The organism is Pseudomonas sp. Root71 (assembly GCF_001429045.1).
GTDB classification, from domain to species: Bacteria; Pseudomonadota; Gammaproteobacteria; order Pseudomonadales; family Pseudomonadaceae; genus Aquipseudomonas; species Aquipseudomonas monachiensis.
On the sequence record NZ_LMHY01000012.1, the window covers coordinates 252,783 to 274,027 of the forward strand.

Annotated in this window: 21 protein-coding genes and 1 riboswitch; of the genes, 14 read left to right on the top strand and 7 right to left on the bottom strand. The window is 61.2% G+C overall.

Translation table 11 applies throughout. The features are described 5' to 3' along the window. Positions 1-39 precede the first annotated feature (39 nt). Positions 40-1,944 carry a molecular chaperone HtpG gene (gene htpG, locus ASD95_RS11170; protein ID WP_056722293.1) on the top strand — a complete coding sequence of 635 codons (1,905 nt, stop codon included), beginning with the start codon at positions 40-42 and terminating at the stop codon, positions 1,942-1,944. Between the two features lie 67 nt (positions 1,945-2,011). Next, entirely contained in the window at positions 2,012-2,740 is a 729-nt protein-coding gene (locus tag ASD95_RS11175; RefSeq protein WP_056721697.1) for a dienelactone hydrolase family protein, read from the top strand. A gap of 147 nt (positions 2,741-2,887) precedes the next feature. On the opposite strand, the gene ASD95_RS11180 is transcribed toward ASD95_RS11175, so the two are convergent. From ASD95_RS11180 to purM, 5 genes are all read right to left on the bottom strand, one after another. Next, complete coding sequence (locus ASD95_RS11180) at positions 2,888-3,748, bottom strand: pirin family protein (RefSeq protein WP_056721699.1); 861 nt, start codon at positions 3,746-3,748, stop codon at positions 2,888-2,890. A 62-nt stretch (positions 3,749-3,810) separates the two neighbouring features. After that, entirely contained in the window at positions 3,811-4,227 is a 417-nt protein-coding gene (locus ASD95_RS11185) for an OsmC family protein (protein WP_046037641.1), read from the bottom strand. 142 nt (positions 4,228-4,369) lie between these two features. Beyond that, a complete protein-coding gene (locus ASD95_RS11190) occupies positions 4,370-5,083 on the bottom strand; it encodes a DUF3108 domain-containing protein (RefSeq protein ID WP_056721701.1) in 714 nt (237 codons plus the stop codon). 8 nt (positions 5,084-5,091) lie between these two features. Further along, a complete protein-coding gene (gene purN, locus ASD95_RS11195) occupies positions 5,092-5,742 on the bottom strand; it encodes a phosphoribosylglycinamide formyltransferase (protein ID WP_056721703.1) in 651 nt (216 codons plus the stop codon). After that, positions 5,742-6,800 (bottom strand): phosphoribosylformylglycinamidine cyclo-ligase, encoded by a 1,059-nt coding sequence (gene purM / locus ASD95_RS11200; RefSeq protein WP_007984558.1) that lies wholly within the window; start codon positions 6,798-6,800, stop codon positions 5,742-5,744. Before purM ends, purN begins: the two co-directional genes overlap by 1 nt. A gap of 386 nt (positions 6,801-7,186) precedes the next feature. On the opposite strand from purM, the gene ASD95_RS11205 reads away from it, so the two are divergent. The 6 genes from ASD95_RS11205 to ASD95_RS11230 all read left to right on the top strand — a co-directional run bounded on the left by ASD95_RS11205 (position 7,187) and on the right by ASD95_RS11230 (position 12,522). Then, positions 7,187-8,239 carry a DUF2066 domain-containing protein gene (locus ASD95_RS11205; protein WP_056721705.1) on the top strand — a complete coding sequence of 351 codons (1,053 nt, stop codon included), beginning with the start codon at positions 7,187-7,189 and terminating at the stop codon, positions 8,237-8,239. A 36-nt stretch (positions 8,240-8,275) separates the two neighbouring features. Beyond that, positions 8,276-9,349, top strand: a complete 1,074-nt coding sequence (locus tag ASD95_RS11210; RefSeq protein ID WP_056721707.1) for an AI-2E family transporter — start codon at positions 8,276-8,278, stop codon at positions 9,347-9,349. A 230-nt stretch (positions 9,350-9,579) separates the two neighbouring features. Next, entirely contained in the window at positions 9,580-10,284 is a 705-nt protein-coding gene (gene hda, locus ASD95_RS11215) for a DnaA regulatory inactivator Hda (protein WP_007984552.1), read from the top strand. 222 nt (positions 10,285-10,506) lie between these two features. Further along, positions 10,507-11,139 carry a C40 family peptidase gene (locus ASD95_RS11220; RefSeq protein WP_056721709.1) on the top strand — a complete coding sequence of 211 codons (633 nt, stop codon included), beginning with the start codon at positions 10,507-10,509 and terminating at the stop codon, positions 11,137-11,139. A 165-nt stretch (positions 11,140-11,304) separates the two neighbouring features. Then, positions 11,305-11,841 (top strand): C40 family peptidase, encoded by a 537-nt coding sequence (locus tag ASD95_RS11225; protein ID WP_008049713.1) that lies wholly within the window; start codon positions 11,305-11,307, stop codon positions 11,839-11,841. 18 nt (positions 11,842-11,859) lie between these two features. Then, positions 11,860-12,522 carry a class I SAM-dependent methyltransferase gene (locus ASD95_RS11230; RefSeq protein WP_056721712.1) on the top strand — a complete coding sequence of 221 codons (663 nt, stop codon included), beginning with the start codon at positions 11,860-11,862 and terminating at the stop codon, positions 12,520-12,522. Between the two features lie 148 nt (positions 12,523-12,670). On the opposite strand, the gene ASD95_RS11235 is transcribed toward ASD95_RS11230, so the two are convergent. After that, positions 12,671-13,984, bottom strand: a complete 1,314-nt coding sequence (locus tag ASD95_RS11235) for a PQQ-dependent sugar dehydrogenase (protein ID WP_056721714.1) — start codon at positions 13,982-13,984, stop codon at positions 12,671-12,673. A 66-nt stretch (positions 13,985-14,050) separates the two neighbouring features. After that, positions 14,051-14,635: a hypothetical protein gene (locus ASD95_RS11240; RefSeq protein ID WP_056721715.1), complete on the bottom strand. Its 585-nt coding sequence runs from the start codon at positions 14,633-14,635 to the stop codon at positions 14,051-14,053. Between the two features lie 153 nt (positions 14,636-14,788). After that, a riboswitch (cobalamin riboswitch) is annotated at positions 14,789-15,021 on the top strand. An 83-nt stretch (positions 15,022-15,104) separates the two neighbouring features. On the opposite strand from ASD95_RS11240, the gene cobO reads away from it, so the two are divergent. The 6 genes from cobO to ASD95_RS11270 are packed head-to-tail and all read left to right on the top strand — an operon-like array spanning position 15,105 to position 21,113. Next, complete coding sequence (gene cobO / locus ASD95_RS11245; RefSeq protein ID WP_056721717.1) at positions 15,105-15,716, top strand: cob(I)yrinic acid a,c-diamide adenosyltransferase; 612 nt, start codon at positions 15,105-15,107, stop codon at positions 15,714-15,716. Continuing rightward, a complete protein-coding gene (locus tag ASD95_RS11250) occupies positions 15,713-17,128 on the top strand; it encodes a cobyrinate a,c-diamide synthase (protein WP_056721719.1) in 1,416 nt (471 codons plus the stop codon). Before cobO ends, ASD95_RS11250 begins: the two co-directional genes overlap by 4 nt. Continuing rightward, the gene (gene bluB / locus ASD95_RS11255; protein WP_056721721.1) at positions 17,125-17,775 is read left to right on the top strand and encodes a 5,6-dimethylbenzimidazole synthase; all 651 of its coding nucleotides are present in this window, start codon (positions 17,125-17,127) and stop codon (positions 17,773-17,775) included. Before ASD95_RS11250 ends, bluB begins: the two co-directional genes overlap by 4 nt. Further along, positions 17,772-18,680: an adenosylcobinamide-phosphate synthase CbiB gene (cbiB, locus tag ASD95_RS11260; RefSeq protein ID WP_056721722.1), complete on the top strand. Its 909-nt coding sequence runs from the start codon at positions 17,772-17,774 to the stop codon at positions 18,678-18,680. The genes bluB and cbiB overlap by 4 nt, the downstream gene beginning before the upstream one ends. Next, positions 18,673-19,665, top strand: a complete 993-nt coding sequence (gene cobD / locus ASD95_RS11265) for a threonine-phosphate decarboxylase CobD (RefSeq protein ID WP_056721724.1) — start codon at positions 18,673-18,675, stop codon at positions 19,663-19,665. Before cbiB ends, cobD begins: the two co-directional genes overlap by 8 nt. Further along, positions 19,662-21,113 carry a cobyric acid synthase gene (locus tag ASD95_RS11270; protein WP_056721726.1) on the top strand — a complete coding sequence of 484 codons (1,452 nt, stop codon included), beginning with the start codon at positions 19,662-19,664 and terminating at the stop codon, positions 21,111-21,113. Before cobD ends, ASD95_RS11270 begins: the two co-directional genes overlap by 4 nt. Positions 21,114-21,245 lie beyond the last annotated feature (132 nt).

Consider the following 21,245-nt stretch of genomic DNA (forward strand, 5'->3'; position numbering starts at 1 on the left):
TGGTCGCGGCTTATGCCATCTGATTGGAGTTTGATGACCATGAGTGTGGAAACTCAAAAGGAAACCCTGGGCTTCCAGACCGAGGTGAAGCAACTGCTGCATCTCATGATCCATTCGCTGTATTCCAACAAGGAAATTTTCCTTCGCGAATTGATCTCGAACGCCTCTGACGCTGTCGACAAATTACGTTTCGAAGCCCTGGCCAAGCCAGAGTTGCTGGAAGGCGGCACCGAACTGAAAATCCGTGTGAGCTTCGACAAGGACGCTAAAACCGTCACCCTCGAAGACAACGGTATCGGCATGAGCCGCGAAGACGCGATCACCCACCTGGGTACCATCGCCAAGTCCGGCACCGCCGATTTCATGAAGCACCTGAGCGGCGACCAGAAGAAAGACTCGCACCTGATCGGCCAGTTCGGTGTCGGTTTCTACTCCGCATTCATCGTTGCTGACAAAGTCGATGTGTACAGCCGTCGTGCCGGCAGCGCTGCCAGCGAAGGTGTGCACTGGTCGTCCAGGGGCGAAGGTGACTTCGAAGTGGCGACCATCGACAAGGCCGAACGCGGAACTCGCATCGTCCTGCACCTGAAATCCGGTGAAGACGAGTTCGCCGATGGCTGGCGCCTGCGCAACATCATCAAGAAGTACTCCGACCACATCGCCTTGCCGATCGAGCTGCCGAAAGAAGTGGCCGCTGCCGAAGGCGAAGAGCAGCCGGCCGTTGAGTGGGAAACCGTCAACCGCGCCAGCGCCCTGTGGACCCGTCCGCGTACCGAGATCAAGGACGAGGAATACCAGGAGTTCTACAAGCACATCGCTCACGATTTCGAAAACCCGCTGAGCTGGAGCCACAACAAGGTCGAAGGCAAGCTCGAATACAGCTCGCTGTTGTACGTGCCGACCCGTGCGCCGTTCGACCTGTACCAGCGTGAAGCGCCGAAAGGCCTGAAGCTGTACGTGCAGCGCGTGTTCGTCATGGATCAGGCCGAGTCCTTCCTGCCACTGTACCTGCGCTTCATCAAGGGTGTGGTCGACTCCAACGACCTGTCGCTGAACGTGTCGCGGGAAATCCTGCAGAAAGACCCGATCATCGACTCGATGAAGTCGGCGCTGACCAAGCGCGTCCTGGACATGCTGGAAAAACTGGCGAAGAACGAGCCTGAGCAATACAAGGGCTTCTGGAAAAACTTCGGTCAGGTCATGAAAGAAGGCCCGGCAGAAGATTTCGCCAACAAGGAAAAAATCGCCGGCCTGCTGCGTTTCGCATCGACCCATGGCGACGATGGCGAGCAGGTTGTTGGCCTGGCCGAGTATCTGGCGCGTGCCAAGGAAGGTCAGGACAAGATCTACTACCTGACTGGTGAAACCTACGCCCAGGTCAAAAACAGCCCGCACCTGGAAGTCTTCCGCAAGAAAGGCATCGAAGTGCTGCTGTTGACCGACCGCATCGACGAGTGGCTGATGAGCTACCTCAGCGATTTCGACAGCAAGAGCTTTGTCGACGTGGCACGCGGTGACCTGGACCTGGGCAACCTGGACTCGGAAGAGGACAAGAAGGCCGCGGAAGAAGTCGCCAAGGCCAAAGAAGGTCTGGTCGAGCGTCTGAAAGCTGCGCTGGGCGAATCCGTTGCTGACGTTCGGGTTTCCCATCGTCTGACCGACTCCCCGGCGATTCTGGCCATCGGCGAGCAGGACCTGGGTTTGCAGATGCGTCAGATCCTCGAAGCCAGCGGTCAGAAGGTTCCGGATTCGAAGCCGATCTTCGAATTCAACCCGACTCACCCGCTGATCGAGAAGCTCGACAACGAGCAGAGCGACGAGCGCTTCCGTGAGTTGGCGCACATCCTCTTCGATCAGGCGGCCCTGGCGGCCGGCGACAGTTTGAAAGACCCGGCGGCCTATGTGCGCCGTCTGAACAAGCTGCTGGTCGAACTATCGGCCTGACCGTGTTGCAGAAAAACCCGCTTCGGCGGGTTTTTTCATTCTGGTGTTCAATAATCAGGAGTCAGAAATGAGCCAAATCACTGTACGTTCCGTTGCCTATCAGATTGACGGCCAGGCTTACGAAAGCCGTCTGGCCTTTGATGCCGACCATAAAGGCCCGCGCCCGGGGTTGTTGATGGCGCCGAACTGGATGGGTGTCAGCGCCGGTGCCGAAGAGATCGCCAAAGCAGTGGCATCCAAGGGTTATGTGGTGTTGATCGCTGACCTTTACGGTCAATCGGTTCGTCCGACGAACAATGACGAGGCCGGCGCGGCCATGATGCCGTTGAAGAATGACCGCCCATTGCTGCGCAAGCGCATGCAAGTGGCGTTCGAGCAGCTGCAGGGGCAGGGCGAGGTGGCTGTCGATACTTCGAAACTGGCCACTTTCGGTTTCTGCTTCGGCGGCTGCTGCGCCCTGGAATTCGCCCGTACCGGCGCGCCGGTGAAGGCCGCGGTGTCGTTCCACGGCACGCTGGACACGCCGAACCCTGCTGATGCGAATAACATCAAGGGTAAGGTCCTGGTGCTGCACGGTGCCTCCGATCCGCTGGTGCCGAAGGAGCAGTTGCCGGCGTTCGAAGATGAAATGAACGCGGCGGGTGTGGATTGGCAGTTGCTGAGCTACGGCGGTGCGTTCCACTCGTTCACCGACCCGCACGCCAACGTGCCGGGGATGATGATGTATGACGCCAAGGTGGCTGCCCGGGCGTTCACGTCGATGCACAATCTGCTGGATGAAGTGTTCAAGGGCTGATCTGTTGCCTGACACCGACTTTGTCAGAGCCTGAACCGGCCCCTTCGCGAGCAAGTCGAATCGTCGCACCGCCGCTCCCACATTTAACCGCGTTCCAATGTGGGAGCGGGCTTGCTCGCGAAGGCGGTTCCACAGGCAACTAAAATCTCAGGGCAATTCGATCCTCTCAACTTCCCCCGGCACCGTCGGCCAGTCCCCGGCCGCCCAGCGCCGGCGTGCTTCATCAATCGCCGCCGGATCGCTCGCGACAAAATTCCAGTTGATCCGTCGTGACCCGTCCAGCGGAGCACCGCCGAACAACATGGCGTGACTGTCGCTTTCAGCAAACAGAGTCATCTCCTCCCCCGCAGGCAGTACCACCAGCGAGTACGGCTCTATCGACTCGCCATCGAGTTGCACCTCACCGCTCAACACATACAGCGCGCGTTCTTCATGCTCGGTGGGAATCAGCAATGTGGTCGCCGTTTGCAGGTGCAGTTCCGCATACAGCGTAGGAGAAAGCACCGGCACGGGCGATTCCAGGCAAAAGCCTGACCCGGCAATCATGCGAATCTTCACTCCCAGGTTTTCGCTGACCGGCAATGTGGACGCCGGATGGTGGCTGTAATGCCCCGGACCTTGCTCTTTGTCCTTGGGTGAAGCCAGCCAGATCTGCAGGCCGTGCATCGTGAAACCGCTTTCTTTCAGAGCCTCGGGGGTGCGTTCGACGTGGGCGATGGCACTGCCGGCCGTCATCCAGCTGACGTCGCCAGTCCCGACCACTTGATCGGAACCGAGACTGTCCTTGTGCTGGATCTGCCCCTGGAACAAGTAGGTGAGGGTGGACAGGCCAATGTGCGGATGCTGGCGGATGTTCATGCCTTTGCCCGGTGGATAACGGGTTTCCAGCATGTGATCGAAAAACACGAATGGCCCGACGCTGCGGCACTTGGCTGATGGCAGCGGGCGAAGAATCGGCTGGCCTTCGACATCTTCGGTGCGGGGGCGGATCACTAGCGGAGTGTTCATGGTGCGTTCCAGGCTGAGCGGGTAATGCGTTCGAGCATAACCCGCTTGGGCAGCCCTTGCCGCTATTGGCTGAACGCGCCTTCGGACAAGTGCGTTTCGATGCTGACTTCAGAGGTGGTCATCAGCTTGTGGATCGGGCAGCGATCGGCCACGCGGTGCAGTTCATCGCGCTGGGCGTCGGTGAGTACGCCCTTGAGGGTCAGTTTGACGTGCAGCGCGTACTGGCCTTTCTGTTCCAGGCTGTTGTCGCGCTTGACCTCGACGCCGACACCGGTCAGCGGGATGTCTTTCTTCCTGGCATACAGCTTCAGGGTGAGGGCTTTGCAGGCACCCAGCGCGGCATCGAAATAATCGTGCGGTTCCGGAGCCGAGCCCTCTCCGCCAGCCGTGACGGGCGCGTCGGCGAAGAGTTCGTGGTCATCGATCTGGACGCTGTGGCGCAAACCTTCGGCGGAGACGGTGTTGACGGTAACGGTCATGGCAAACCTCGCAGGCGATAGGAAAACTCATTCGATCAAAAAAGACCTTGAAGGTATAGAGCCATCGCGCTTGTCGGGTGTTCCAATTTTCAGAACCCACAAAAAAGCCCCGCGACTGCGGGGCTTTTTGTATCGATCCGGATCAGCTGCCTTTGACCGGCTTGCCGTTGACCGTACCGTCCAGGAGCATGATGTTGTATTCCTTGCCGTCGGTTTCGACTTGTTGCAGGCGGACCAGCAGGTAATCCCAATCCTTGGCGAACCACATCACGGTGATGCGTTTGTTTTGTGTCGGGTCGCGTACACGTTCAACCTTGATTGCATCGATCTTGCCGGCCTTGGTGTCGACCTTTTCAGCGCCCAGCACGCGGAAGTCATAGGTATCGACTTCACCGCCGTCGACCACCTGATAACTCATGCTTTTTTTGCCGGCGGCGACGTCGTGCTGCAGAGCCAGTTGGTAGCTGGATTTGTCGAGCATGCCGCGGTTCAGCGGAACCTTGACCGCGTCGCCGCGATCGGTACCGGTGACCATCTTGGTGTTCCAGTCGAAATCCAGATCCGCTTTCTTGGCCTTGCCCAAGCCGCCACGTTCAAAGTGATACGACTCTGGAAGAAGCGTGTCCTTGTCCATGGTGAGGGTACTTTCCTCGGACAGGCTGGCGATCATCATCGATGCCTTGAAACTCAGTTTCCATTTGCCATCGCTGGTTTTTTCGAGGTTGCGCTCGGCAGTGCCACTCATGGGCAGCTGTTTCCAGTCGGCGGTGTAGCTGGCGGAGAAAGGTTGAAGGTCTGCCGCCTGGGTCAAGGGCAAGGCGAGCAGAGCGCAAGCGAAGAGCAGGGCGCGACGCATAAAATCTCCTAGTTTCGAATCAAGTGGCCGCTGGCCGCGAGTAGCTGTCCATCCAGTAAAGCACCTTGCTCGCCGAGGGCCAGACGACCTTCGGCGAACCAGCGTACGGCCATCGGGTAGATCAGGTGTTCCTGAACATGGACCCGCTGCGCCAGACTCTGCGGCGAATCCTGTAACTCTACCGGTATTACAGCCTGTACGACCAGTGGTCCGCCATCGAGTTCCTCGGTGACGAAGTGCACGGAGCAGCCGTGCTCGGTGTCGCCGGCCTCCAGCGCGCGCTCATGAGTGTGTAACCCTTTGTATTTGGGTAGCAGCGACGGATGGATATTGAGCAGGCGACCCTGATAATGGCGTACGAAACCAGCGCTGAGAATGCGCATGAATCCGGCCAGAACCACGAGTTTGGGGTTGAAGGCGTCGATCAGTTCGATCAGCGCGGCGTCGAAGGCCTCGCGACCTTCGAAAGCCTTGTGATCCAGGGCGCGGGTATCGATACCCGCGTCACTGGCGCGCTGCAGGCCGTAGGCGTCGGCGCGGTTGGAAATCACCGCAGCGATGCGGGCCGGGCTGTCGCCGGTCCGCGTGCTGTCGATCAAGGCCTGCAAGTTACTGCCGGTGCCGGACAACAGCACCACGACATCACAGGTCTTAGGCATCAGTGAGCCTTGAGGTTCTTCAGTTCAACCTGAGCCGCGCCTTCGGCAGCGGTGGAGATCTGGCCGATGACCCAAGGCTGTTCGCCCGCTTCGCGCAGAACGTTCAGGGCAGTTTCCACGTGCTCCTGAGCGACGCAGATGACCATGCCCACGCCGCAGTTCAGCACGCGGTGCATTTCGTTCTCGTCAACGTTGCCTTTCTCTTGCAGCCAGTCGAACACTGCAGGGCGGTTCCAGCTGGCCACGTCAACCACGGCCTGAGCGCCTTTTGGCAGAACGCGCGGGATGTTGTCCAGCAGGCCGCCACCGGTGATGTGGGCCATGGCTTTGACTGCGCCGGTTTCCTTGATCAGCTTGAGCAGTGGCTTCACGTAGATACGGGTCGGGGCCATCAGCAGGTCGGTCAGCGGCTTGCCGTCGAGCTGGGTGTTCTCGATGTCGGCACCGGACACTTCGATGATCTTGCGGATCAGCGAGTAGCCGTTGGAGTGCGGGCCGGAAGATGGCAGGGCGAGCAGGGCATCGCCGGCAGCGACCTTGGAGCCGTCGATAATTTCGGATTTTTCCACGACGCCGACGCAGAAACCGGCCAGGTCGTAGTCTTCACCTTCGTACATGCCCGGCATTTCAGCGGTTTCGCCGCCAACCAGCGAGCAGCCCGACAGTTCGCAGCCAGCGCCGATGCCAGTCACAACCTGGGCGGCGGTGTCGACGTTCAGTTTGCCGGTGGCGTAGTAGTCGAGGAAGAACAGCGGCTCGGCGCCGCACACCACCAGGTCGTTGACGCACATGGCAACCAGATCGATACCGATGCTGTCGTGTTTGTTCAGGTTCAGTGCCAGGCGCAGCTTGGTGCCGACGCCGTCAGTACCGGAAACCAGCACAGGCTGCTTGTAGCCGGCCGGGATTTCGCAGAGGGCGCCGAAACCGCCCAGGCCGCCCATGACTTCCGGGCGCGCAGTGCGCTTGGCGACGCTCTTGATGCGTTCGACCAATGCTTCACCGGCGTCGATGTCTACACCGGCGTCCTTGTAGCTCAGGGAGGGTTGCTTGCTCATGATCCAGGCCTTTAGGGGGGGATTTCTGGGTAACGACCGAGTCCGTCGGGAGCGCCGAAACTGCGTAGGCGAGAACCATGCGCGCTATTCGGACACTACCCGGCTGTTGCCGGTCTGCGAAGGCGCGCGATTTTATCAGGCTTGAGGCGCAGCGGCCATCCTCAGGCCGACAGCAGGGCCATATCCGGTCAAAAAAAACCGTTGATGCGCGGTGTCGGTGGCATCCTGCATGGCTGTATAAGGTATCGCGATTAACCGTCTATCGTTATGACAGTGCGAAAACTTACCCGGAGCGTGTGAATGTTTTGCGTCGGGCAACGGTCACAGTCTTGCTCGATCGTCTTCATGCGGTCTGTTCCAGCCGCTCTTGTCATCAGGAATCTTCCATGCGTTTTTGTAAATTCTTGCTTGTGAGTTGTTTGTCAGTGGTCAGCCTGGTCAGTCAAGCCGAAACCGTCAAAGGCCTTTACCTGGTGCGCGAGCCGGTGAATGGCCAGTCGCCCGAGGAGCGCGACCAGGCGACCCAACGTGCGTTGGACACGCTCGTGTTGCGCCTGACCGGCGACCCCAAGGCCGCGCAAAGCCCGGGGCTGGCGGCAATTCGCAAAGACCCGCAACAGATCATCAGCCAATACGGTTTTGAGGCCGGGCCGCCGGAAGTCCTGAAGGTCGATTTCGACCCGGGCACCACCGAGCAGGCCTTGCGTCGTGCCGGCCTGGCCATGTGGGGCGCCAATCGACCGTCGATCCTCGGCTGGTGGTTGAATGATTCCACCGAGGGTTCAAGCCTGGTGGGCGACGGCCAGGCCAGCGCGATGCCGTTGCGTCGGGCTGCCCAGCACCGTGGCTTGCCATTGCGCTTGCCGTTGGCGGACCTGAACGAACAGATCGTCGCCACTGCGCCGAATCTGGAAGGCGCAGATCCCGCGCCTTTGCTTGCGGCATCGGAACGCTACAACGCCGACGCCCTGCTCGCGGTACACGCCAAGGAGGAGGGCGGGCAGTGGCAAGCCAAGTGGCAATTGTGGCTGGGGGATAAAAAAGAGGCGGGCAGCGTGCAAGGCGCCGATCAGGCCGCCGTGGCCGATGCGGTGATGCTGGCGGTCAACGAGCGCCTGGCGCCGCGGTTTGTCGCCAAACCCGGTGCTTCGAGCGAGCAACTGCTGGAAGTGCAAGGCATGAATCTTGAACACTACGCGTCTCTCGGGCGTTTGCTGGAACCGTTTGGCGGGCGTGTGCAAAGTGTCGAGGGCGACCGGATTCTCTATCGGGTCAACGGCAGCGTCGATCAACTGCGTGCGCAACTGTCGCTGGCGAGGCTGCAGGAAGCGCCGGCGGGTCAGGTCCCGGCCCCGGTAGCGCCCGTTCAGCCAGCCGCCGGCAGCCCGGCGCCAGCCGCCGCGCCGGCCCCGATCCCGCAACTGCGTTTTCGCTGGTAGTTTTTCTTTCTTTATATAGAAGCAATGGAGTGGTTCATGGCCGATACGCGGCGTTGGTTCTGGCTCGGTGGGGTGGTCCTGCTGTGTGTGTTTGTCTGGTTGTTGCATCCGATCCTCACGCCGTTCCTGGTGGCGCTGCTGTTGGCCTACCTGTTCGACCCGCTGGTGGATCGGCTGGAGAAGGCAGGCCTGTCCCGAACCTGGGGTGTCGTGGCGGTATTTACCCTGTTTACCTTGATCTTCACCGCGCTGTTGTTGGTGTTGGTGCCGTTGCTCGCCAGGCAGTTGTTTCGTTTATATGAACTGGCTCCGCAGATGCTCGACTGGCTGCAGCACACGGCGTTGCCCTGGGCGCAATCGAAGTTCGGCCTGTCGGACGGTTTCTGGAAGTTTGACAAGCTCAAGGCCGCCATCAGCGAGCATATGAGTCAGACCACTGATGTTGTCGGCGTAGTGTTGAGCCATGCCACGGCCTCGGGGCTGGCGTTGATTGGCTGGCTGGCGAACCTGGTGCTGATTCCGGTGGTGAGCTTCTACCTGCTGCGCGATTGGGACCTGATGATGGCCAAGGTCCGCAGCCTGTTGCCCCGTGATCGTGAGGCGCGCGCGGTGTCGCTGGCGGGTGAATGCCATGAAGTGCTCGGAGCGTTCGTGCGCGGGCAGTTGCTGGTGATGGTGGCCCTGGGTGTGATCTACGCAGCCGGCCTGATGCTGGTCGGGTTGGAGCTGGGCCTGCTGATCGGCCTGATTGCCGGCCTGGCGGCGATCGTGCCGTACATGGGGTTTATCATCGGCATTGGCGCGGCGCTGCTTGCTGGGTTGTTCCAGTTCGGTGGTGATCTTTACCCCATGCTCGGCATTGTCGCGGTGTTCATGGTCGGTCAGGCGCTGGAGGGCATGGTGCTGACCCCTTTGCTGGTCGGTGACCGGATTGGCCTGCACCCGGTGGCGGTGATTTTCTCGATCCTGGCCGGTGGTGAACTGTTTGGCTTTACCGGTGTGCTACTGGCATTGCCGGTCGCCGCGGTGATCATGGTGCTGGTGCGCCATGTGAATGATTTGTATAAGGATTCTGAGATCTATAGAAGAGGCGACGAGCCGCAGGTTTAAGGGGGGGCAATAGGCGATGGCGGGCTGCCCGGGTTCGTACCGGATCAGTCTGCTGGCTTCGCCCGACTGTCACATGCACCGCCAAAGAATCTGTCACAAAACCGGTGCATTAACGCAAACCTTTGATTTTGCTTGTGGTCTGTCGCATTGTGCGACCCGCTTCACGGGTATAAACTTCGCAAACTTTACATAGAGGCCACTAACGGTTCCTTTGGAACTGTTCAGTCAGCATGAAACCGATTCAGCTGCCCCTAGGTGTGCGTCTGCGTGACGACGCCACCTTTATCAACTACTACCCAGGCGCCAATGCCGCTGCACTCGGCTATGTCGAGCGGCTGTGCGAAGCCGACGCCGGCTGGACCGAAAGCCTGATCTATCTTTGGGGCAAGGACGGGGTAGGGCGTACGCACCTGTTGCAGGCCGCTTGCCTGCGCTTCGAGCAATTGGGCGAGCCGGCGGTGTACCTGCCGTTGGCCGAGTTGCTCGATCGCGGCATCGAAATCCTCGACAACCTGGAACAGTACGAACTGGTCTGCCTGGATGATTTGCAAGTGGTTGCCGGGCGAGCGGACTGGGAAGAGGCGCTGTTCCATCTGTTCAATCGCTTGCGTGACAGCGGTCGACGCTTGCTGATTGCCGCATCGACATCCCCGCGTGAGCTGCCGGTGAAGCTGGCGGATCTCAAATCCCGCCTGACCCTGGCCTTGATCTTCCAGATGCGTCCGCTGTCCGATGAGGACAAACTGCGTGCCCTGCAATTGCGCGCATCCCGTCGTGGCCTGCATCTGACCGATGAAGTCGGGCATTTCATTCTGACTCGCGGTACCCGCAGCATGAGTGCGCTGTTCGAGCTGCTCGAGCGTCTCGACCAGGCCTCCCTCCAGGCTCAGCGCAAGCTGACAATCCCGTTTTTGAAAGAAACCCTCGGTTGGTAAACCCGCTGAAACCGGAGCTTTTAGGCGGTTAGGCATCTTTCAGGCGCCAGATATCCCGCTTTCCTGCCAGGTTGCAGGCCGCGTGCATGTTTAAAATGGGCTTAAGCGCTTAGATGTAAACGAGAAACGGATAAGTCACAAAAAGATCGATTGAATTTGCAAATGAGGCTGATAGCGGGCATAGTCTCGGCTTCTTTACAACTATCAGCCACGGTCGTGCCCATGCTAAATCGCTTCGCACCCCTCGTGCCTCTCGCACTCGTCACCCTGTTGTTCGGTTGCGCGGCCCACACTCCAGTGGCCCAGCAAGCTCCGCAACAGCAGGTTCAACACTCGGCCACTGCCCAGTCTTCCGCTCTCTTTCAGGAAGAGCTGGCTACCGAAAAAGAACTCGCAGACTTCGCTGGCGGCAAGTCCTACCAGCTTCCAGTCCTGGCCGACAGCATCCTCGAACGTGGCATGTCCCTGATCGGTACCCGTTACCGTTTCGGCGGTACTTCTGAAGCCGGCTTCGATTGCAGTGGTTTCATCGGTTACCTGTTCCGCGAAGAAGCGGGCATGAACCTGCCACGCTCCACCCGCGAAATGATCAACGTGGACGCTCCGCTGGTCTCGCGCAGCAAGCTTGAACCGGGCGACCTGCTGTTCTTCGCAACCAACGGTCGTCGTGGTCGCGTCAGTCACGCCGGGATCTACCTGGGCGACAACCAGTTCATCCACTCCAGCAGCCGCCGCAGCGGTGGTGTGCGTATCGATAGCCTGGGCGACAGCTACTGGAGCAAGACCTTCATCGAAGCCAAGCGCGCCCTGGCAATGGCACCTAACGCATCGCCAATCGTCACTGCACGCAAATAAGCGGACAATTTGTAAGGCGAACTTAAAGTCTTACTTGAAGTTTGTCGTGTAGCCGCTAGAATCTTGATCTACAAATGATGGCAAACCGCCTGCGTCCAACGCAGGCGGTTTTCTTTTCTGCGCTCTCCGCAGAAAAAGCCGCAGCCAGATCAGGATGTTCTGCTTATGACGACGTCGGCCCGCCTCGCAATCATGTTCTTCGCAGCGCTGCTCAGTGCCTGCGCCAGTCGCACACCGCCTCCTGCGCCGGTGGTTCGTGCTCCCATCGTATTTGGCTCGTCACAAGCGTTTTCGCCCGAAGCGGAAGACGTGCTGTTTCGCGCCCTTGGGCTGGTGGGCACGCCTTATCGCTGGGGTGGCAACACACCGGATTCCGGGTTTGATTGCAGCGGCCTGATCGCTTACGTGTACCGCGATGTCGCCGGCATTGCCTTGCCGCGCACCACGCGCGAGATGATCTCCATGCAAGCGGCGAATGTGGGCAAGGAAGGCTTGCAGACCGGCGACCTGCTGTTCTTCGCCACCAATGGCGGTTCCCAGGTCAGTCATGCCGGCATCTACGTGGGAGAAGGGCGTTTCGTCCACGCGCCGGCCACCGGTGGCACCGTGAAGCTCGACAGCCTGTCCAAGGCGTATTGGCAAAAGGCTTACCTGAGCGCCAAGCGTGTGCTGCAGCCTGAACATTTGGCGCGCAATCCATAACTTCCGGAGCTGGTGGTCATGACTGCTCGCACGCTCAATCTCGACGACGATCTGTACCAATACCTGCTCGATGTTTCCCTGCGCGAAACGCCGCTGCTCAAGCGCTTGCGCGATGAGACCCAGGCGCTGCCGATGGCACGCTGGCAGGTGGCACCCGAGCAGGGGCAGTTTCTAGCTTTGCTGGTAAAGCTGACGGGGGCCAGGCGCTTGCTCGAAGTCGGCACTTTTACCGGCTACAGCGCACTGTGCATGGCGGCGGCATTGCCTGCTGACGGTTCGCTGATTTGCTGTGACATCCCTGGCAACTACAACGCCATTGCACGGCGCTATTGGCAGGAAGCGGGGCTAGCCGAACGGATTGACCTGCGACTGGCCCCGGCGCTGGACACCCTCACCGAACTTGAGCGGCAAGGGCAGGGCGGGCAGTACGACCTGGTGTTCATCGATGCCGACAAGGCCAACTATCCGGCTTATCTGGAACACGCCCTGGGATTGCTACGAGCTGGCGGGCTGGTGGTGTTCGATAACACCCTGTGGAGCGGGCGCGTGCTTGAGGCCAATCCCGAGAGCGCGGACACCCGGGCGATCCAGGCGCTCAACCGGGCGTTGAAGGAAGATGCGCGGGTGGATCTGTCGTTGTTGCCGATTGGTGATGGTTTGACCCTTTGCCGCAAAAGGTAAGCACTGACTCCAATCCAATGTGGGAGCGAGCTTGCTCGCGATGGCGGTGGGTCAGGCAACATCAAAGTTGAATGTGCCGGCCTCATCGTCGGATCGCCGCCCGGAGACAAGCTCGCTCCCACAGGTTCTGAGTTCATCCGGGATGGTGTTACCTGGCAGCCGAAACCCGCCACACCTTGTTCCCCACATCGTCAGCCACCAACAGGTCACCCTGTCGGTCGATCACCACGCCCACCGGGCGGCCCATGGCTTGGTCCTTGTCGTTGAGAAAACCTGTGAGCACTTCAACGGGCTTTCCGGCAGGTTTGCCAGCGCTGAACGGCACGAAAATCACTTTGTAGCCGCTGTGGGGGTTGCGGTTCCATGAGCCGTGCTGCCCGATGAATGCCCCTTGGGTGAAGGGCGGTGGCAGCTTGCTGTTTTCGGCGAAGGTCAGGCCCAGTGATGCCGTGTGCGGGCCGACGGCGTAGTCCGGGGCGATCGCCTTGGCCACCAGGTCGGGGTTTTGCGGCTCAACGCGAATATCGACATGCTGGCCGTAGTAGCTGTACGGCCAGCCATAGAATGCGCCGTCTTTCACCGAAGTGATGTAGTCCGGAACCAGGTCGCTGCCGATTTCATCCCGTTCGTTGACCGCGGTCCACAGCGCGCCACTGAGCGGTTCCCAGGCCATGCCGTTGGGGTTGCGCAGACCGGAGGCGAAGATCCGCTGCTGGCCGGTGGCGCGATCCACTTCCCAGATCGCCGCGCGACCTTCTTCCTTGTCCATACCGTTTTCGGCGACGTTGCTGTTGGAGCCCACGGTGACGTACAACTTGCTGCCATCCATGCTGGCGATGACGTTTTTCGTCCAGTGGTGGTTCAGCGGGCCACCCGGCAGGTCGACCACCTTGATCGGCGGCGACTTGATCTGCGTATCGCCATTTTCATAGTGAAAGCGCAGCAGGCGATCAGTGTCGGCCACATACAGGTCATTACCGACCAGGGTCATGCCGAAGGGCGAGTTGAGGTTCTGCAGAAACACCGTGCGGGTTTCCGCGACGCCATCGTGGTCCTTGTCGCGCAGCAAGGTGATGCGGTTGGCGCTGGGCACCCTGGCCCCGGCGCGGCCCATGACTTTCTTCATGACCCAGCCGCGAATGCCTTTGCCGTCTTCGGGTTTGGGTGGTGCATTGGTTTCCGCCACCAGCACATCGCCATTGGGCAGCACATAAAGCCAGCGGGGGTGATCCAGGTCCTCGGCAAAAGCGGTCACTTGCGTGCCCGTGGCGGCGATGGGTTTCGCACCCTGTGGCCAGCCGATGGCCGGGGCGATGTTCACGGTCGGAACCAGTGTCTTGTTGGGTTCTGGTAGTCGGGGTGATGGGCCGGTGCCATCGGAGACTTGCAGGCGGGAGGTCTCGCCACAAGCGGCGAGCCCTCCGCAGAGCGCGATAACGAGAGCGAGCGGGGGCGTGCGCATGCTGGTCTTCCCTATGAATGCCTTGTTCTAATCATAGAGAAGCATTGTTGTGCGATGGTTCAACCCTCAGCCGCGAGCCTCCTTGAACAGCACCGCAATGCCGGGGTGATAGTTGCCGGCTTCGTTGCGCAACTTGCGATAGGCATAAGGGAAATACCAGGCGACAGCGCAGCTGTGTTCCTTTTGCAGGTCGTCGACCATGTCCTGGAGTTCTTCCGGCGTGGCGCCCTGCTGGGCTTTTTGCGGGGCGACGAACAGGCAGCCGAGTTTCAGGTCGCTGGCGTGGCTCAGGCGCTTCGCATCGCTGGCGATATCGAGCAGGGCCTGGGACAGGTTGAGGCTGTTGACCCGTGGCCAGCGCTGGCTGGTCTGGATGTAGGCGCGGGTTTCGGAGGAGGCCAGGAGCAGGTCGGCGCGGCTGTTGCGTTCGCCTTCTTCTGTCTGCTTGCGGGTGGGCGTCTGTTGCAGCGTGACCATCTCGGCCATCCAGGCGGCGGCGGACAGCAGTCCGAGATTGGCCTTTTCGTCGTGCCAGTACGGTGTGTCGCCATCGCCGCGGACGGCGTTGTAACGGTCGATGCATTCGAACCAGTGTTCGAGCACCGGACGCAGGAATTCCAGCTTTGGATTACTGATGATCATGCCTTGCATGGGCTCACCCTTGTTGTTGTGTTGTGAGATTGTGGCTCTTTGATATCACTGCTGGGAGCGTGGCACAAGATTGACGTCAGTTTATTGATTGATGGCAGTTATTCGGCCGATGGCCTCCCGGCTTTAATTGACGCTCCACCCCCAACCCTCTAACCTTCGCGGCTTGTTTCAGGTGCTCTGTGGCTTGGGTCGACAGAGTGAAACAGGGAAGCCGGTGAGTGGGTCCTTCTGTTGGTCGAAGGCCCGCAATTCCGGCGCTGCCCCCGCAACGGTAAATGAGTGAAAACTGTGTGTGATGCCACTGTGTCGAATCGATGCGGGAAGGCGCACAGTCCGGCCCCGCGCCACTCATGAGCCCGGAGACCGGCCTGATTCATCCAGCGGCATCACGGTGGGCGATGCCAGGCTTTGTTGCCTTCTATTCTTGTGCCTGCCCGCCGTTATTCCTGCCTCAACGGAGAGCTCCCCCATGACTGATACCCCCGATCGTGACGAACGCCACCTGGCGCGCATGCAGCGCAAAAAAGCCGTGATCGACGAGCGCATCGCCAATTCCCCGAACGAGTGTGGCCTGCTGCTGGTGCTGACCGGCAACGGCAAGGGCAAGAGCAGTTCGGCTTTCGGCATGCTTGCCCGCGCCATGGGGCACGGCATGCAATGCGGCGTGGTGCAATTCATCAAGGGCCGCAACAGCACGGGCGAAGAGTTGTTCTTCCGGCGCTTTCCCGAGCAGGTGCGCTTTCATGTGATGGGCGAAGGCTTTACCTGGGAAACCCAGGATCGCCAGCGCGACATCGCCGCCGCCGAAGCCGCCTGGTCGGTGTCGCAGCAATTGCTGCGCGATCCGTCCATCGGCCTGGTGGTGCTCGATGAGCTGAACATCGCCCTCAAGCACGGCTACCTCGATCTCGATCAAGTGCTCAGTGATTTGCAGGCCCGACCACCGATGCAACACGTGGTGGTCACCGGTCGCGCCGCGAAGCCGGAAATGATCGAAATGGCCGACACCGTCACCGAAATGGGCGTGATCAAGCACGCCTTTCAGGCCGGGATCAAAGCGCAGAAAGGCGTCGAGTTGTGAGTCAGCCTCGACACTGTCCGGCAGTACTGATTGCCGCGCCGGCCTCTGGCCAGGGCAAGACCACCGTCACCGCGGCACTGGCCCGATTGCATCGCAATCAGGGGCGCAAGGTCCGTGTGTTCAAGTGCGGCCCCGACTTTCTCGATCCGATGATCCTCGAACGCGCCAGCGGTGCGCCGGTGTATCAGCTGGACATGTGGATGGTCGGCGAGCAGGAGAGTCGCCGGTTGCTGTGGGAAGCCGCCGCTGAAGCCGACCTGATCCTGATCGAAGGCGTCATGGGGCTGTTCGACGGTACGCCGTCGAGCGCCGACCTGGCGCGGCATTTCGGTGTGCCGGTGCTGGGGGTGATCGATGGCACCGCCATGGCCCAGACCTTTGGCGCATTGGCCCTGGGGCTGGCGCGTTATCAGCCGGACTTGCCGTTCGCCGGCGTGCTGGCCAATCGTGTCGGCACGCTGCGCCACGCGCAACTGCTCGAAGGTAGCCTGACTGAAGGTTTGCGCTGGTACGGCGCGCTGTCCCGGGAAACCGGGATCGAATTGCCGAGCCGGCACCTGGGGCTGGTGCAGGCCAGTGAGCTGAACGATCTTGATCTGCGTCTGGATGCGGCCGCCGATGCCCTGGCCAGCAGTTGCGAGGTCGCGCTGCCGCCGGCGGTCGAGTTCGCTGCTCCTGATGTCATTGCGGCCGAACCGCTGCTCGCTGGTGTGCGCATTGCCGTCGCCCGGGATGAAGCCTTTGCGTTCACCTACGGCGCGAGCCTGGATCTGCTGCGGGCGATGGGCGCCGAGTTGTCGTTCTTCTCGCCGATCCGCGACCGAGTGTTGCCGGAGGCGGACAGCCTGTATCTGCCGGGTGGTTACCCGGAACTGCACCATGTTGCGCTGGCGCAAAACACCGCGATGCTCGACGCGATCCGCGCCCATCACCGAGCTGGCAAGCCTTTGCTCGCCGAGTGTGGCGGCATGCTGTACCTGCTCGATTCCCTGACCGATGTCGAGGGCACTCGCGCCGAACTGGTTGGCTTGCTGGCCGGTGATGCGGTCATGCAAAAGCGTCTGGCGGCGCTGGCGTTGCAGGCGGTGGAATTGCCGGAGGGTTCGCTGCGCGGGCACACCTATCACCATTCGCTGACCACCACTGAACTGACGCCGATTGCCCGTGGCTTGAGCCCTAACGGCGGGCGCGGAGCGGAGGCGGTCTACCGTGAAGGGCGGATGACAGCCTCTTATGTGCATTTTTATTTTCCGTCCAATCCCTCGGCGATTGCCGCGTTGTTTGCGCCGGACCTTGAAGCTGCCTTCGCGAGCAAGTCGAATCGTCGCACCGCCGCTCCCACAGGGGATTGCGTTTCTTCAGGCCGGTCACCTTCAAATGTGGGAGCGGGCTTGCTCGCGAAGAGGCCATGAGCGACAACGCATTCTCTGAAGCCGAACGCGCGGCGGTCTATCGTGCCATCGCCGAGCGCCGCGACATGCGCCACTTCAGCGGCGGCACCGTCGAGCCCGAATTGCTGCGGCACCTGCTCGAGGCCGCACACCAGGCACCCAGTGTCGGCCTGATGCAGCCCTGGCGTTTCATTCGCATCAGCAATCGTGCCTTGCGCGGGCAAATCCAGGCCCTGGTGGAAGAAGAGCGCATCCGCACCGCCGAAGCCCTCGGCGAGCGCAGCGATGAGTTCATGAAGCTCAAGGTCGAAGGCATCAACGATTGCGCCGAGGTACTGGTCGCCGCACTGATGGACGACCGTGAGCAGCATATCTTCGGCCGCCGCACGCTACCGGAAATGGACATGGCTTCGTTGTCCTGCGCGATCCAGAACCTGTGGTTGGCGTCCCGCGCCGAAGGGCTGGGCATGGGCTGGGTGTCGCTGTTCGAACCCCGGGCGCTGGCGGACCTGTTGAGGTTGCCTCCTGGTGCCAAGCCGCTGGCGGTGCTGTGCCTGGGACCGGTGAAGGAGTTTTACCCGGCGCCGATGCTGGTGCTCGAAGGCTGGGCACAGGCGCGTCCGCTACATGAATTGCTGTACGAAAATTATTGGGGAGTGAGTCAATGAGTGTGGCGTTGTTGAGCGTCGCCGCGGTTGCGCTGGATGCGCTGCTGGGTGAACCCAAACGCTGGCATCCGCTGGTGGCGTTCGGCCGTTTTGCCGAGCGCATCGAGCAACGTTTCAACGGTGGCGGTCGCGGCTGGCGCAGTCATGGCGTCACCGCGTGGGTGATCGCCGTGGTGCCGCTGACGCTGTTGGCCACGGCCTTTTCCTGGGCGCCTTATGTCGGCTGGATCGTCGAGATTCTCGCGCTCTATTGCGCCCTCGGCATGCGCAGCCTCGGTGAGCACGTCGAGCCTGTGGCCAGGGCCCTGCGTGGCGGTGATCTTGATGAAGCACGCAAGCGCGTGAGTTATCTGGTCAGCCGTAAAACCAGTGATCTGGATGAAACCGAAGTCGCCCGTGCCGCTACCGAGTCGGTGCTGGAGAACGGTAGCGATGCGGTATTCGCGGCGTTGTTCTGGTTTGCCGTGGCGGGTGCGCCGGGCGTGGTGCTCTACCGCCTGAGTAATACGCTGGATGCGATGTGGGGTTATCGCAATGAGCGCTTCGAACGCTTCGGCTGGGCGGCGGCGAAGGTCGACGACCTGCTCAATTACATTCCTGCGCGCCTGGTGGCGCTGACTTACGCGCTGCTGGGCAAAACCCGGCTGGCGTTGAAATGCTGGCGCAGCCAGGGCCCGACCTGGGACAGCCCGAACGCCGGCCCGGTGATGGCGGCAGGGGCGGGTGCTCTTGGCGTCGAGTTGGGTGGGGCGGCGATTTATCACGGCGAACTGCATCAGCGTCCGCAGTTGGGCGAAGGTGTGCCGGCGGATGCCGACTCCATCGACCGGGGCTGGCAATTGGTCCAGCGCGGGGTATGGTTGTGGCTGCTGATTCTCTGCCTGGGGGCCGAATTTTATGCTTGAGCACGGTGGGCGACTGCGCAAGGCGGCGCTCGAATACGGCATAGATGAAGCCGACTGGCTGGACCTGTCCACGGGCCTTGCGCCCTGGTCGTTCCCGGTGCCGGATATTCCGCTGCGAGCCTGGGCCCGTTTGCCGGAGGCGGACGATGGCCTGGAGCAGGCCGCCTGTGATTACTACGGCACCTTGCAGGCATTGCCGGTGGCCGGCTCGCAAATGGCGATTCAACTGCTGCCGCGCTTGCGTCGGGCGGGCAAGGTCGGCGTGTTGTCGCCGTGTTACGCCGAGCACGCCGAAGCGTGGCGTCGCAACGGCTACATCGTGCGTGAAGTGCTGGAGCAGGAAGTCGACTTCTTTATCGACAGTTTCGACGTGCTGGTGGTGGTCAATCCGAATAACCCCACGGGCCTGAGCCTCACCCCCAGTCGCCTGCTCGACTGGCACACGCGACTGGCCCAGCGCGGTGGCTGGCTGGTGGTGGACGAAGCGTTCATGGATAACACGCCGCAACTGAGCCTGGCGCCGTTTGCCCATCAAGTCGGGCTGGTTGTCTTGCGTTCCTTTGGCAAGTTTTTCGGCCTGGCCGGTGTGCGCCTGGGGTTTGTGCTGGCCGAGCGCAAGTTGCTCAAGTTGCTGGCAGAACAAGTGGGACCCTGGGCCGTGAGCGGGGCAACCCGGGTCGTGGGCCAGGCCTGCCTGCGCGATACCGAGGCGCAAACGGCGCAACGGCTGCGCACCGAAGAGGCCAGCGAGCGCCTTGCGTCGTTGCTGGCGCAACACGACTTGGAGCCCCAGGGTGGTTGCGCGCTGTTCCAGTGGCTGATCACCGAGCGCGCCGAAGCACTGCATGAGTTCATGGCCCGGCGCGGCATTCTCCTGCGGTTGTTCACGCACAACAGCAGCCTGCGATTCGGCTTGCCCGGTGACGAGATCGCCTGGGTACGACTGGCGCAGGCGTTCGACGATTTTGCCAAGGAAAACCAATGACCACGCTGATGGTGCAGGGCACCACATCGGATGCCGGTAAAAGCACGCTGGTGACCGCGCTGTGCCGTTGGGCCACGCGCCAGGGCGTCAGGGTGGTGCCGTTCAAGCCGCAGAACATGGCCCTCAACAGTGCGGTGACCGCCGACGGTGGCGAGATCGGCCGGGCCCAGGCGGTCCAGGCCCAGGCCGCGAACCTTGAACCGCACACCGACATGAACCCGGTGTTGCTCAAGCCCAACAGTGACACCGGTGCTCAAGTGATCATCCATGGCCGTGCCGTCACGACCATGAATGCCGTCGCCTATCACGACTACAAAACCATCGCCATGCAAGCGGTGCTGGCCTCCCACGAGCGCTTGAGCGCGGCGTATCCGCTGGTGATGGTCGAGGGCGCGGGCTCGCCTGCGGAAATCAATCTGCGGGCCGGCGATATTGCCAACATGGGTTTTGCCGAAGCGGTGGATTGCCCGGTGCTGCTGATCGCCGATATCAATCGCGGCGGGGTTTTCGCCCACCTGGTAGGCACCCTCGAATTGCTGTCACCGAGCGAACAGGCGCGGGTCAAAGGCTTCGTCATCAATCGTTTCCGAGGCGACATCGCGTTGCTGCAACCCGGTCTCGACTGGCTCGAAGAGCGCACCGGCAAACCGGTGGTCGGCGTGTTGCCGTACGTGATGGATCTGCACCTGGAGGCCGAGGATGGCATCGATCAACGCCAGGCCGATAAAGCCGAGCAGGTGCTGAAGGTGGTGGTACCGGTGCTGCCGCGCATCAGCAATCACACCGATTTCGATCCGCTGCGCCTGCATCCGCAAGTGGACCTGCAATTCATCGGCCCCGGCCAGGCGATTCCTCCCGCCGACCTGATCATTCTTCCCGGCTCGAAAAGTGTGCGCAGCGACCTCGCGTACCTGCGAGCCAACGGTTGGGACGCCGCCATCGCCCGGCATCTGCGTTACGGCGGGAAACTGCTGGGGATCTGTGGCGGCCTGCAGATGCTCGGTGAGCAGGTGCATGATCCGCTGGGGCTGGAAGGTGCGCCGGGTTCCAGTGCTGGTTTGGGACTGTTGGCATTCCAGACCCGGCTCGAACAAGAGAAGCAGTTGCGCAATGTGCGTGGTCGCCTGGCGCTGGAAGACGCGCCGGTGGCGGGTTATGAAATTCATGCCGGCGTGACCACCGGACCTGCTCTGGAAAACGCTGCCGTGCAGTTGGATGACGGCCGCTGTGATGGTGCGCAAAGTGCTGACGGACAGATTTTCGGCACCTACCTGCACGGGCTGTTCGAATCGCCGGCGGCATGCAGTGCACTGCTGCGCTGGGCCGGGTTGCAGGAAGTGCAGGAAGTGGATTACCACGCGTTGCGCGAGCGCGATATCGAGCGGCTGGCGGATCTGGTGGAGAAGCATCTGGATACCGGGCTGTTGCGGCAGCTCTGTGGAATCTGAGGTGAAAGCTCTGGCCTCTTCGCGAGCAAGCCCGCTCCCACATTAGAACGCGGTCAACTGTGGGAGCGGCGGTGCGGCGATCCGACTTGCTCGCGAAGACTGAAGTGGCCACACCGCCCATTTGAAAGGATG